The following is a 12,810-nucleotide window of genomic DNA, read 5'->3' as shown; positions in this document are numbered from 1 at the left end:
CTCCCGCATCAGGCACGCCCCGGCCAATCGGCCGGGGCGCTCCCGTACCCGCCGCCTCAGTCCCCGTCCGGCGCGTCGCTGAGTCCCAGTCGCAGGTGCTCGACGTGATAGACGGCCTGGTCCAGCAGCTCGGCGACATGGTGGTCGTGCAGCGCGTACACCACCGAACGGCCCTGGCGCTCGCCCACGACCAGGCCGAGGTTGCGCAGCAGGCGCAGCTGGTGGGAGCAGGCGGACTGTTCCATCCCGACCTCGGCGGCCAACTCGGTCGCCGGGAGCGGCCCTTCGCGCAGCCGGGCCAGGATCAGCAGCCGGGACGGAGTGGAGAGGGCCTGGAGGGTGGTGGCCACCTTGGCGACATTGGCCGCGTCCAGACGCACACGAGGGGCGGCGTCCTGCGCTGAGGTGACGGCTCCATGACCCATGGCGGATATCTTACTCATCGCACATGAAGGCATGAATGAGTCTTCATGTGTTCCTGTATGGTGTGCCGCGTGTCTGCCACCCTCACCCCCACCCCGGTCCGCCCACCGTCCGCCGCGACGGCCCCCCGCCGCCGCACCCGCGTCCTCGCGCTCCCCGAGGCCCGCTGGGCGCTCACGTCGACCCTCGCCTTCCTGCTCGCGTTCCCCCTGGACCTGGCCGGGGCCTCCGCCTGGCTGTGCGGCCCGCTGTACGTGGTCGCCTACGCGGCCGGCGGCTGGGAGCCCGCCCTCGAAGGGCTGCGGGCACTGCGCGAGAAGAGCCTCGACGTCGACCTGCTGATGATCGTCGCGGCGCTGGGCGCGGCCGCGATCGGCCAGGTCCTCGACGGCGCCCTGCTGATCGTCATCTTCGCCACCTCCGGCGCCCTGGAGGCCCTGGCCACCGCCCGCACCGCGGACTCCGTACGGGGTCTGCTCGACCTCGCGCCCACCACCGCCACCCGCCTGTCGCCGGACGGCACGGCGGAGGAGACCGTGCCGACGGACCGACTCGCCGTCGGTGACGTGGTGCTGGTCCGCCCCGGCGAGCGCATCGGCGCCGACGGGCGGGTCCTGGAGGGCGAGAGCGAGGCCGACCAGGCCACCATCACCGGCGAACCGCTGCCCGTCCCCAAGGCACCCGGCGACGAGGTCTTCGCGGGCACCCTCAACGGCACGGGAGCGCTGCGCGTCCGCGTCGCACGGGACCCTGCCGACTCCGTGATCGCCCGCATCGTGAGCCTCGTCGAGGAGGCCTCGCGCACCAAGGCGCCGACCCAGCTCTTCATCGAGAAGATCGAACAGCGGTACGCCGTCGGGGTCGTCGTCGCCACCCTCGCGGTCTTCGGCATCCCTCTGGCCTTCGGCGAGGACCTCACGGCCGCGCTGCTCCGCGCCATGACGTTCATGATCGTCGCCTCGCCCTGCGCGGTGGTCCTCGCCACCATGCCGCCGCTGCTCTCCGCCATCGCCAACGCCGGCCGCCACGGCGTCCTCGTGAAGTCCGCCGTCGCGATGGAACGGCTGGGCGAGATCGACGCCGCCGCGCTCGACAAGACCGGCACGCTCACGGAGGGCACGCCCGAGGTCGTCGCCGTACGACCGCTGCCGGGCGCCGGGCTCGACGAGGACGGGCTGCTGGCGCTGGCCGCGGCCGCCGAGTACCCGAGCGAACATCCGCTGGCCCGCGCGGTGGTGGCCGCCGCCGGGGCGCGGGGGTTGCGGATGGCCGCCGCCGAGGACTTCGTGGCCACGCCGGGCCGAGGCGTGCGGGCGACGGTCGAGGGGCACGTGGTGACCGTGGGGCGGGCGGGGGAGCACAGCGACGTCGGTGACAGGGCTCCCGTCGACGGGGCCGCCGTCGACAGGCCGGTCGCCGAAGGGACGACCGTGCTCGTCGAGCGGGACGGCGTCGCCGTCGGGACGCTCACCCTGGCCGACCGGCTGCGTCATGACGCGCCCGCCGCGGTGGCCGCCCTCACCGCCGTGACCGGTGCGTCGCCGGTCCTGCTGACCGGGGACAACGCGCGGGCCGCCGCCCGCGTGGCGGCGGACACCGGGATCGACGACGTGCGGGCCGAGCTGTTGCCGGACGCCAAGGTGGAGGCCGTACGGGAGCTGCAGAACGGGGGCGCGAAGGTCCTGTTCGTCGGGGACGGGGTCAACGACGCGCCCGCGCTCGCCGCCGCGCACGCCGGGGTGGCCATGGGCCGGGCGGGCTCCGATCTCGCGTTGGAGACCGCGGACGCGGTCGTGGTGCGCGACGAGCTGCGTGCGATCCCGGCGGTGGTGCGGTTGTCGCGGGCGGCCCGGCGGCTGGTGGTGCAGAACCTGGTGATCGCCGGGGTGTGCATCGCCGTGCTGGTGGTGTGGGACCTGGTGGGGCATCTGCCACTGCCCCTCGGGGTGGCCGGGCACGAGGGGTCGACCGTGCTGGTGGGTCTGAACGGGCTGCGGTTGCTGCGGGAGGGGGCGTGGGGGCGCGCTGCGCGGGGTTGAGGGCGCCTGAGGGGGAGGGGCTGTCCGTGGACTGGCGGCTGCTGGTCCGTGGGGGCTGGTCGCGCAGTTCCCCGCGCCCCTTCAGGGCGGCGGTGGGCTTCCGGTGGTCGCAGGTCAACCCACGCTGATGTCGGATTTCCGCCAGCCCTCCGTTCGCCGCTCCCCGATGCTTGAGGCATGCGGAACGGGATGTACGCGGACACGGAACGGTGTGTGCGGGCCGTGCGGTCGAAGGACGCGCGGTTCGACGGCTGGTTCTTCACGGCCGTGGTGACCACACGGATCTACTGCCGGCCCAGCTGCCCGGTGGTGCCGCCCAAGGCGGAGAACATGACGTTCTACCCGAGCGCGGCGGCGTGCCAGCAGGCCGGTTTCCGGGCCTGCAAGCGGTGCCGCCCGGACACGAGCCCGGGATCACCGGAGTGGGACCAGCGGGCGGACCTCGTGGCGCGGGCGATGCGGCTCGTGGGGGACGGGGTCGTGGACCGGGAGGGCGTGCCGGGACTGGCACGGCGGCTCGGCTACAGCGCCCGGCAGGTCGAGCGGCAGCTGCTGGCCGAGTTGGGCGCGGGCCCGTTGGCGCTCGCCCGGGCCCAGCGGGCGCAGACGGCGCGGCTGCTGATCGAGACGACCGCGCTGCCGATGGCCGAGATCGCGTTCGCCGCCGGGTTCGGGTCGATCCGGACGTTCAACGACACCGTGCGGGAGGTCTTCGCGCTGTCGCCCAGCGAACTGCGCGAGCGGGCCGCACGGTCGGCCCGGCAGCGCTCCGACTCGCCCGGCACCTCCGGGGCGTTGAGCCTCCGGCTGCCGTTCCGGGCCCCGCTCAACCCCGACAACCTCTTCGGCCACCTCGCCGCGACCGCCGTACCCGGCGTGGAGGAGTGGCGCGACGGCGCGTACCGGCGCACCCTCCGGCTGCCGTACGGCCACGGCATCGTCGCCCTCGCACCGGAGCCCGACCACATCGCCTGCCGGCTCACCCTCGGCGATCTGCGCGACCTGCCCGTCGCCATCAGCCGCTGCCGCCGCATGCTCGACCTGGACGCGGATCCGGTCGCCGTCGACGAGCAGCTGCGCACCGACCCCCTGCTCGCGCCCCTGGTCGACAAGGCGCCCGGACGCCGGGTGCCGCGGACCGTCGACGAGGCCGAGTTCGCCGTACGCGCGGTCCTCGGCCAGCAGGTCTCCACGGCCGCCGCCCGGACCCACGCGGCCCGGCTGGTCGTCGCGCACGGCGAACCGGTCGACGATCCGGAAGGGGGCCTCACCCATCTCTTCCCGTCCCCCGAGCAACTGGCGGCCGTCGATCCCGAGACCCTCGCGATGCCCCGCACCCGCCGGACCACCTTCACCACCCTGGTACGGCAACTCGCCGACGGAACACTGCACCTGGGCGTCGACAGCGACTGGGCCGAAACCCGGGGCCGGCTGCTCGCCCTGCCCGGGTTCGGCCCCTGGACCGTCGACGTCATCGCCATGCGTGCCCTCGGCGACCCGGACGCCTTCCTCGCCGGTGACCTCGGAATCCGGCGCGCGGCACGGGAGTTGGGCCTGCCCTCCACCCCGGCGGCCCTCGCGGCGCGGGCCGAGGCCTGGCGGCCCTGGCGGGCGTACGCGGTCCAGTACCTCTGGGCGACCGACAGCCACCCCATCAACTTCCTTCCCGTATGACCTTCCGAGGACCACCCATGAAGCAGCAGAAGCAGCAGAAGCGGCACACCGTCGTCGACAGCCCCTACGGCCCCCTCACCCTCGTCGCCGACGACGGTGTGCTGTGCGGCCTCTACATGACCGAGCAGCGCCACCGCCCGCCGCAGGAGACCTTCGGCGCACGTGACGACTCGGCCTTCGCCGGGCCCCGGGAACAGCTGGAGGCCTACTTCGCGGGCGAGTTGAAGGTGTTCACCCTCGAACTCCGGCTGGCGGGGACCCCGTTCCAACGGCAGGTCTGGGAACAGCTCGTCCGGATCCCCTACGGCGAGACCCGCTCGTACGGCGAACTCGCGGGCGCCCTGGGCAACCCCAAGGCGTCCCGCGCGGTCGGTCTGGCCAACGGCAGGAACCCTGTCGGCATCATCGTCCCCTGCCACCGCGTCGTCGGCTCCGACGGCAGCCTCACCGGATACGGCGGCGGCACGGCACGCAAACAGCGCCTGCTGGACTTCGAACGGGGCACGGCACTGTTCTGACCAACACCCGGCCCACGGGTCTTCCGAGGGGTTCCGCGACACCGGCCCGTCAGACGCTCGCCTCGCGGATCCCCCGCAGCACCTCCGGCAGCGCCGTCCCGATCGGCTCCCGTACGACCTCGTCCGCCCGCTCGTCGTACGGGGTCGGCTCGGCGTTGACGATGATCAGGCGGGCCCCGTGATCGGCGGCGACGCCGGCGAGCCCGGCGGCGGGCTGCACCTGGAGGCTGCTCCCGACGGCGATGAAGATCTGGCAGGCCTTGGTGATCGCGACGGCCTCACCGAGGACCACCGGGTCGAGGCGCTCGCCGAACATCACGGTGGCGGACTTCAGCACGCCCCCGCACTCCAGGCACGGCGGGTCCTCCTCACCGGCCTCGACCCGGGCGAGCGCGTCCTCCATCGGCGTCCGAGCGTGGCACCCGACGCACACCACGGACCGCGCGGACCCGTGCAGTTCGAGAACCTTGCGGGCCGGCATCCCGGCCAGCTGGTGCAGCCCGTCCACGTTCTGCGTGATCACCCGCACCGGCACCCCGGACCGCTCCAGCTCGGCCACCGCCCGGTGCGCCACGTTCGGCTCGGCCCGCAGCGTCCGGTTCTGCCGCCGCATCTGCCACGCGCGCCGGCGGATCTCCGGATCACCCATGTAGTACTCGTACGTCACCAGCTTCTCGGCCTCCGGATCCCGCCGCCACAGCCCGTTCGGGCCTCGGTAGTCGGGGATGCCGGAGTCGGTGGAGATGCCTGCGCCACTGAGCAGGGCGACGAGGGGCTTGTTCATGGGGCGAGGGTAGGTCGGCCGTCCCGCCGGGGCGAGCGGATATCGGCGTGGCGGGCTCAGGGCGCGGGCAGGCCGTACGTGCGGTCGTAGTGCTGGGCGACCAGGACGCCGCTGTGGTCACAGGCGAGCTGCCAGTCGTTGACGCCGGTCTCCAGGCCGTCGGTGAAGTTCCACAGGAGCCGGCCCTTGGCGGCCCCGATCGCGTAGAAGCCGTTCTTGTTCTTGTAGGCGGGGACGTAGACCGCGTCGGGGCCCGCCGTGACCGGCTGGTCGATGTTGAGGCGCGGGGTGGGGCAGAACCAGCGGCGGGCCCCGGTACCGGCGTTGAACGCGTACACACCGGCGGGGTCCGTGCCGGTGACGTAGACGGTGTTGCCGTAGCCGCCGAGGGACGCGAACATGCCGCGCTCGGGCCTCACCCGCCAGCGGAGTCCGCCGGTGGCGAGGTCCAGGGCCTTCAGCTCCCGGCCGATGGCGAACACCGTGCGGTTGATGACGGCGAGCCCCGGCCGCAGGTCGTAGCCGACCGGGTGGCGCCACAGGACGCCGGAGCTGTCGGTGTCCCGGACCGTGACGTTGCGCAGTCCGTCCGCGTAGACGAAATAGCCGGGCAGGATGACCGGCGCCAGCTTGACGCCGACGTCCTCCGGGCTGATGGGGATCACCTCGGCGCGGCGGGCCGCGAGGTCGACGCCGAAGACGGTGTCCGTGGACGTCGCGACGCCCTGCTCGTCGGACTCGCGCCGCAGCCGGACGCCGATGACGGAGACGGCCCGGTCGTCGACGGCGCCGAGCAGGGTGGTGAAGCGGAAGTCCGGCCCGAAGTCGACGGTGAAACGTTCCGTTCCGTCGACCGGGTCGACCCCGATCACCGTCGACCCCTCGCCGAGCGCGATCACCGCGTCGAAGGCCAGCACGGCCGGGGTGGGCGACTGGCTGATGCCCTCGTAGACCCACCTGGGCCGGGTGCCGTCCTTGAGGTCGAGACAGACCAGGTCACCCGGGCGGGTCTTCACCAGGGCCGCGCCGTCCTTGAAGACTGCGGGCGCTTGGAGCAGCGGGCCGCCGCGGTAGGTCCACAGCGGCTTGGGGGCCGGGCCCGCGGGCTCCGTGGACCGCGCGGTCGGCTCCTTCCGGCGGCTGAGCACCAGACCGGCGCCGACCGCGGCCGCGGCGGAACCCGCCGACACGGTCAGGACCGTGCGCCGCGACGGACCGGGCCGCGGCACGGCACGACGGTGCCCGGAGGTGCGGTACGGCTCCGGCTCCTCGGGGGCGGAATAGGGCTCCGCGCCTGCGGGGGGCACGGCTGTGGACGGCGACTCGACGCCGGTCCGGTCCGCGCCGTCGCCCCCGCCGTACCCGCCGCCCCCGCTGCTGTCGGCCGGCGGCACCTCGGCTCCCCGGCCCGGGTAGCCGGAGCCGTCGTACGGGCCACCGGAGTCAGGGGTCGACGGGGCGATGCCGAGAGTCGACGGGCCGTCCGTGCCGAGGGGCGCCCCCTCCTGCTCGAAGCCGTACGCGGCGCGCCCCCGCCGCGCGCCGTACGTGGCCCGGTCCGGCCGGGGCGTGTAGGTGAGACGTTCCTGCTGGAAGCCGTACGCGTCCCGCTCGCGGTCGGACTCGGTGGAGCGGAGGACGACCGGACCGTCAGGTCCGTTGTCGAGGGTCTGTACGGCCGCCGCGCGCAGGGCGACCGAGGAGGTCACCGACGGAGGCAGCCAGCCGTCGGCCGCAAGCTGCTCCACCCCGCCGGGCGCGCAGGCGGCGGCCAGCTTGTCCGGGGTGATCCGCAGCCGGGGGTCCTTGGTGAGACAGAGGCTGATGATCTTGTCGAGAGGCTCGGGCACACCCGTCAGATCGGGTGCGCTGTGCACCACCTGGTACAGGAGCGTGGCCGCCGCGCTGCCGCTGAACGGAGCGTGCCCGGACGCGGCGAACGTGAGCACCGAGCCCAGCGAGAAGACGTCCCCCTCGGGGCCCAGCGGCTCGCCCGTGGCCTGCTCGGGACACATGTACTCGAAGGAGCCGAAGAGCGCGCCGGAGCGGGTGAGGTCGTAGCCGTCGCTCGCCCGGACGATGCCGAAGTCGATGACGCGCGGGCCGTCGGCGGCGAGCAGCACGTTGGAGGGCTTCAGGTCGCGGTGCACCAGCCCGGCCGCCTGTACCGAGATCAGCGCCTCGGCGATGCCGGCGCCCAGCACGAGCACCGACTCCACCGGCAGCGGGCCGTGCGCGGCCACCGCCTCGGCCAGGGTGGGGCCGGCGATGTAGTCGGTGGCCAGCCAGGGGATGGGCGCCTCGGGGTCGGCGTCGACCACGGGCGCCGTGTATCTGCCGCCGACCGCCCCGGCGGCCTCCACCTCGCGGCGGAAGCGGATACGGAAGTTCTTGTCCCCCATCAGCTCGGGACGGATGGCCTTGACCGCGACGGTCCGCCCCTGCGGGGAGCGCGCCAGATAGACCCGTCCCATCCCTCCTGCGCCGAGCCGTGCCACGAGACGGTAGGGACCTAGCTCCTCGGGATCGTCCGAGCCCAGTGGTTCCATGACCTCTGCTGCCTGTTCGGTGATGACGGGCGAAACGGCCCGCAGGTGGGGGGGAGACCGACTGCTCCGGGCGGCTCCCGGTGACCGTTCCCCCAGGGGCTCCGGATCTCCCGGCGCCACGGCCCGCTCCCGGGCCGCCGGTCACGGGTGTCCCGAGTGCTGCCCCGGTTGTCGAGCGAGGCAACGAGGCGCGATCGCTCGGACGGGGTTGGCGTCAGCCTAGATGCTGGAGTGACGAACGGGCAGCGTTTTCAGCCAGCGCTTTAAACTTCCATTAAGTGGAGGGTTCACGCACTTCACGTTCCGTACAGGGGGAGTTGACGCGACGTCAGCTGACTCCTGTCAACGGCGGACGGCAACCGAACGGCACCGCGGTGGCCGATCTTCGACGGCTCAGGCCACCCGCTCCCCGTTCTCCAGCTCGACCGGTCCCGTGCCCTCCGCCAGCGCGTCGAGGGCGGCGAGCACCCGGCGGCCGAGCTGTCCCAGGAGATGTGCGGGGAGTTCGGCGCGCGGGACGAGCCGCCACGACAGCAACTCCTCCTCCTGCAAGCGGATCCGCTTCAGAGCCTCCTCGTCGAGCACCCCGCCGTCGTACACGTACGCCACCAGCGGCGGCCGCCCCACCCCGGGCACCCAGTCCACGGCGAGCAGCCGTCCCGGCTCGATGTCCAGCCCGATCTCCTCCAGGGTCTCGCGCCGCGCCCCCTGCCTAGGAGTCTCGCCGTCGTCCGACTCGATCGTCCCGCCCGGAAGCGCCCATCCCTCACGGTAGTTGGGCTCGACGAGGAGCACGCGGCCCTCGGCGTCCCGGAAGAGCGCGGCGGCACCGGCGAGGACACGGGGCAGGCTCGCGATGTACGCGGCGAAGTCCGAAGTGGTCACCCTCGCAGCGTAGACGGCCCCCGAAGGCGGGAAATCGGCGCTCGAGGAGCGGAAGGGCCGGCGCTCAGGAGGCGAAGGACTCCGCCAACCGCACCGTGCGCTCCGCGAGTTCACTGACGCGCACCCCGTCGAAGCCGAACACGGCGCTACGCACGGTGTCCTCCAACGGGTCCTTCCACCGGTCCGGGATCGCCTCCGCCCCGCACAGCACCCCCGCCACGGAACCGGCGGTGGCCCCGTTCGAGTCGGTGTCCAGGCCGCCGCGGACGGTCAGCGCGAGGGTGCGGGTGAAGTCGCCGTCGCCGTACAGCAGCCCGGCCGTGAGCACGGCGACGTTCGGCACGACGTGGATCCAGCCGAGCCCGGCGGTCTCCTCGCCCACGGTCGTGAGCGTCTCCTCCCAGGCGAGTCCGGCCTCGTACAGCGACACGACCCGCCGCACGGTCCGGGCCAGACGACTGCTCGCCGGGACCACCGCCAGCGCCTCCTCCAGGGCCGCCCGCGCCCCCGGCGCCGTGAACGCCGCCGCGATCAGGGCCGCCGCCCACATCGCCCCGTACACCCCGTTGCCGGTGTGCGACAGCACCGCGTCGCGCCGGGCCAGCGAGGCCGCGCGCCGGGGCAGGCCCGGGGAGGTCCAGCCGAAGACGTCGGCACGGATGAGGGCGCCGATCCACTCCTGGTACGGGTTGTCGTAGGTGGCCGTCAGCGGCGGTTTCAGCCCGCTCGCGAGGTTGCGGTACGCCGCCCGCTCCGCCGTGAACGTCTGGAGGTACGGCAGCCGCAGCAGCCACAGGTCACCGACCTGCTCGGTGCTGAACGTGAAGCCGTGCGTCTCCAGCAGGTGCAGCCCGAGGATCGAGTAGTCCACGTCGTCGTCGCGGCAGCTGCCGTGGATCCGGCCGCGTACGCAGTCGCGCCACTCCGGCCGCAGCGCGAGCCCGTCGCTCTCGGTGGGCGGTTCCGGGAAGTAGTCGGTGAGCGGCAGGGCCCCGGCCCGCCGCAGATAGCCGTCGATCCGCTCCCGCGTCCACACCTCCCCCTGCTCCACGGGCTTCCCGAGCATGTTCCCCGCGATCCGGCCCAGCCAGCCCCCGAGCACACGGTCGGCGAGCTCGGCGCCGACCGGGGGCGCGAGGGGGGTCGTGGTCGTGGGCGTCATGTCCGAAGGTCTACCCGATTCCGCCCGATTTCGCGCACGGCCGCCCGGCGGGGCCCGGCGGAACCCGCTCGGGGCGGTGTTCGCTGTGCGGGACGGGGCATGACGTACCGGGGCCGGGCCGGTTAGGGTCGCAGCGGCGCGACTGCCTTGACGTGCGCAAGGCCCGATGAGCGAGGGGAACGCTAGGTGGCGAACGCCGCGGTGGACGGGATCGACATGCCCGGGGACACGAACACGTCCGGCGACACGCAGACGTCCGGCGACACGGAAGCGACCGGCCCGCGGGTGCTGATCGCCGCGGACAAGTTCAAGGGCACGCTGACGGCCGTCCAGGTCGCCGAGCGGGTCACGGCGGGCCTGCGCCGGGTCCTGCCCGATCTGGAGGTCGAGGCGCTGCCGGTCGCCGACGGCGGCGACGGCACGGTGGCCGCGGCGGTCGCGGCCGGTTTCGAACGGCGCGAGGTACGGGTCGCCGGCCCGCTCGGCGAGCCCGTCACCGCCGCCTACGCGCTGCGCGGTGACACGGCCGTCGTGGAGATGGCCGAGGCGAGCGGGTTGCAGCGACTGCCCGCCGGGGTCTTCGCACCGCTCACGGCCTCCACGTACGGCTCCGGCGAACTGCTGCGCGCCGCGCTCGACGCGGGCGCCCGCACGATCGTGTTCGGCGTCGGCGGCAGCGCCACGACGGACGGCGGCGCGGGCATGCTCGCCGCGCTCGGCGCACGCTTCCTGGACGCGGCGGGGGAGCCCGTCGGTCCCGGCGGCGGAGGCCTGCGCGACCTGGTGACGGCTGACCTGTCGGGCCTCGACGAGAGGCTCACGGCGGTCGACCTCGTGCTGGCGAGCGACGTCGACAACCCGCTGACGGGTCCGAAGGGCGCTCCGGCCGTGTACGGCCCGCAGAAGGGCGCGAGCCCCGAGGACGTGGCGACGCTGGACGCGGCCCTGACGCACTTCGCGGCCGTCCTGGAGAAGACGGTCGGACCGCGGGCCGCCGGGCACGCCCTCGCCCCGGGCGCGGGCGCCGCCGGCGGCATCGGCTACGGCGCCCTGATCCTCGGCGCCCGCTTCCGCCCCGGTATCGAGGTCATGCTCGACGTCCTGGGCTTCGCGCCGGCGCTGGAGAAGGCCACGCTGGTGATCACCGGCGAGGGCTCCCTCGACGAGCAGACCCTGCACGGCAAGGCCCCGGCCGGGGTCGCCGCGGCCGCCCGCGCGGCCGGCAAGGAGGTCGTGGCCGTCTGCGGCCGTCTGGCCCTGCCGCCCAAGGCCCTGGGCCGGGCCGGCATCCGTCGGGCGTACCCCCTGACGGACGTCGAACCGGACGTGGCACGCTGCCTCGCCGACCCGGGGCCGATCCTGGAGCGGGTGGCCGAGCGGATCGGCCGGGACTTCCTCACCTGACCTCTACGGCAAGTGGATCAGATTGCCGTCGAACTCCCTGAAGTAGCTGCCGCTGCTGCGGCCCTCCACCTTGCCGTTCTTGAACCACTGCTTCGAGAAGCGGTGGATGTCCTTGGCGACGGTCTCCCACACCAGGGAGTGGCCGGAGCCCTCGAAGCAGAACATGAGCTTCCGAGGGCCCTTGACGGCCGTGTAGAGGTCCGGAACGGAGAAGTGCAGGACGTCGGGCATCGGCGTCTGCGTGACGGCTGTCCTGTCCAGTTCCCCGTAGAGGATGAGCACGGGGACTCTGCCGCCGAGCACGTACTCGCCACCCTTCTTGTACGGCGCGGTCTGGTTGTTCCAGCCCCACCAGTAGGTGTTCCGGTACCGCAGGACGCCCTCGGGTTCGCCGTTCACCGTGGGGCCCCACTTGCTTCCGAGGGGGTCGTCCTCCATGCAGGCGGCCCACACGCGCTCGGCGATCCCCTCCTCCCACAACGTGGGGGTACTGTTCAGCGACTGCGTGAAACCCCTCTTGCTGGCCACGTGCATCGGGAATCCGAGCAGGTGGGGCGGCTTGCCGACGGGCAGTGTCGCGGCTTCCTGAGGGCGTCCGAAGGGGTCGTCGGGGTTGCCGGACCATCGCCCTCGCGGCGGGAACATCGGAGCGAGCAGGAACAGGCTCTCGACCTCCTCGGGATGCTTGAGGGTGTAGGGGCCCATGACGAACGCGGCCGCGGACCAGCCGACGAAGCGGATGCGCTTGTCCGCGCCGACCTGGGACTTGATGAACTTCACCACCGTCGCCAACTCCGCCTCGTCACTCTCCGAACTGCCCAGCTCCGACCGGTACGTGGGCTGGCCGGGCGCCGGGATGGTGTGGTCGACGAGGACCGCTTGCTGTTGCGCCGGGTTGGCGTTGTACGGATTGTCCATCTGCCCCGGACGGGGCGACCGGCCGGAGCCCTGGAGGTCCAGCAGGAAGACGTCGTAACCGGCCGCCGCCAGTTCCTGTGCCCAGCTGTACCGGTTGGGGTCGCCCCCGGGTACGGGTGCGAGGTCGGAGCCCGGCAGCACCGGCACGCTCCTGCCGTGCAGCATCAGCACCGGCTCGCGGTCCTGCGCGTCGCCGTTGCCGGGGGTGCCGTCGTACTCCCGGACGGGCAGCTCCAGCACGTCGCCTTCCGTCGCAGGAACCGTCGAGATGTGCTTGACCTTGTGCTCTCTGAGTTCGTACGAGGTCATGCTCTCCATACCTTTCTTCGTGGGTTGATCGCGGTCATTCGTAAGATCGGGACACCCAGGGATGCCGGGTATGGCTTTCATGCGAGTGCCGCTTTCGTGGCTGAGGAGGATTGGCCGCCCGGCATCCCGCGACGACTCGACTGCT

Annotated in this window: 10 protein-coding genes; 4 read left to right on the top strand and 6 right to left on the bottom strand. The window is 73.1% G+C overall.

The window, feature by feature from the left end; translation table 11 throughout:
• Positions 1-56: 56 nt before the first annotated feature.
• A complete protein-coding gene (locus PUR53_RS27165; RefSeq protein ID WP_329895762.1) occupies positions 57-425 on the bottom strand; it encodes an ArsR/SmtB family transcription factor in 369 nt (122 codons plus the stop codon).
• Positions 426-482: 57 nt separating this feature from the next.
• Between PUR53_RS27165 and PUR53_RS27160 the strand changes: the two genes are divergently transcribed.
• From PUR53_RS27160 to PUR53_RS27150, 3 genes are all read left to right on the top strand, one after another.
• Positions 483-2,462 (top strand): heavy metal translocating P-type ATPase, encoded by a 1,980-nt coding sequence (locus PUR53_RS27160; RefSeq protein ID WP_329895854.1) that lies wholly within the window; start codon positions 483-485, stop codon positions 2,460-2,462.
• 177 nt (positions 2,463-2,639) lie between these two features.
• Entirely contained in the window at positions 2,640-4,136 is a 1,497-nt protein-coding gene (locus PUR53_RS27155) for an AlkA N-terminal domain-containing protein (protein WP_329909944.1), read from the top strand.
• A gap of 17 nt (positions 4,137-4,153) precedes the next feature.
• Positions 4,154-4,654, top strand: coding sequence for a methylated-DNA--[protein]-cysteine S-methyltransferase (locus PUR53_RS27150; RefSeq protein WP_329895761.1), 501 nt, complete (start codon positions 4,154-4,156; stop codon positions 4,652-4,654).
• A 49-nt stretch (positions 4,655-4,703) separates the two neighbouring features.
• Here PUR53_RS27150 and PUR53_RS27145 read toward each other — a convergent pair whose 3' ends face one another.
• From PUR53_RS27145 to PUR53_RS27130, 4 genes are all read right to left on the bottom strand, one after another.
• Positions 4,704-5,438: an SIR2 family NAD-dependent protein deacylase gene (locus PUR53_RS27145; protein WP_329909942.1), complete on the bottom strand. Its 735-nt coding sequence runs from the start codon at positions 5,436-5,438 to the stop codon at positions 4,704-4,706.
• Between the two features lie 56 nt (positions 5,439-5,494).
• On the bottom strand, positions 5,495-7,987 hold the full coding sequence (locus PUR53_RS27140) for a protein kinase domain-containing protein (protein WP_329909940.1): 2,493 nt from the start codon (positions 7,985-7,987) through the stop codon (positions 5,495-5,497).
• 393 nt (positions 7,988-8,380) lie between these two features.
• Entirely contained in the window at positions 8,381-8,872 is a 492-nt protein-coding gene (locus PUR53_RS27135) for an NUDIX hydrolase (RefSeq protein WP_329895758.1), read from the bottom strand.
• A gap of 64 nt (positions 8,873-8,936) precedes the next feature.
• On the bottom strand, positions 8,937-10,034 hold the full coding sequence (locus tag PUR53_RS27130; RefSeq protein WP_329895757.1) for an ADP-ribosylglycohydrolase family protein: 1,098 nt from the start codon (positions 10,032-10,034) through the stop codon (positions 8,937-8,939).
• Between the two features lie 201 nt (positions 10,035-10,235).
• On the opposite strand from PUR53_RS27130, the gene PUR53_RS27125 reads away from it, so the two are divergent.
• Positions 10,236-11,438, top strand: a complete 1,203-nt coding sequence (locus PUR53_RS27125; protein ID WP_443078060.1) for a glycerate kinase — start codon at positions 10,236-10,238, stop codon at positions 11,436-11,438.
• 3 nt (positions 11,439-11,441) lie between these two features.
• Here the strand turns inward: PUR53_RS27125 and PUR53_RS27120 are convergent, their stop codons facing one another.
• Complete coding sequence (locus PUR53_RS27120; protein ID WP_329909938.1) at positions 11,442-12,665, bottom strand: alpha/beta fold hydrolase; 1,224 nt, start codon at positions 12,663-12,665, stop codon at positions 11,442-11,444.
• Positions 12,666-12,810: the final 145 nt, after the last annotated feature.

It is taken from the genome of Streptomyces sp. SP18BB07 (genome assembly GCF_036322545.1).
Classification (GTDB): Bacteria; Actinomycetota; Actinomycetes; order Streptomycetales; family Streptomycetaceae; genus Streptomyces; species Streptomyces deccanensis.
This window is presented reverse-complemented; position numbering and strand designations above follow the sequence as displayed.

What these genes read in the sequence shown, in the direction of transcription:
- PUR53_RS27150 (WP_329895761.1), top strand. Translation starts at nt 4,154, where the DNA reads ATGAAGCAGCAGAAGCAGCAGAAGCGGCACACCGTCGTCGACAGCCCC.
- PUR53_RS27120 (WP_329909938.1), bottom strand. Translation starts at nt 12,665, where the DNA reads ATGACCTCGTACGAACTCAGAGAGCACAAGGTCAAGCACATCTCGACG.
- PUR53_RS27140 (WP_329909940.1), bottom strand. Translation starts at nt 7,987, where the DNA reads ATGGAACCACTGGGCTCGGACGATCCCGAGGAGCTAGGTCCCTACCGT.
- PUR53_RS27130 (WP_329895757.1), bottom strand. Translation starts at nt 10,034, where the DNA reads ATGACGCCCACGACCACGACCCCCCTCGCGCCCCCGGTCGGCGCCGAG.
- PUR53_RS27155 (WP_329909944.1), top strand. Translation starts at nt 2,640, where the DNA reads ATGCGGAACGGGATGTACGCGGACACGGAACGGTGTGTGCGGGCCGTG.
- PUR53_RS27160 (WP_329895854.1), top strand. Translation starts at nt 483, where the DNA reads ATGGTGTGCCGCGTGTCTGCCACCCTCACCCCCACCCCGGTCCGCCCA.
- PUR53_RS27145 (WP_329909942.1), bottom strand. Translation starts at nt 5,438, where the DNA reads ATGAACAAGCCCCTCGTCGCCCTGCTCAGTGGCGCAGGCATCTCCACC.
- PUR53_RS27165 (WP_329895762.1), bottom strand. Translation starts at nt 425, where the DNA reads ATGGGTCATGGAGCCGTCACCTCAGCGCAGGACGCCGCCCCTCGTGTG.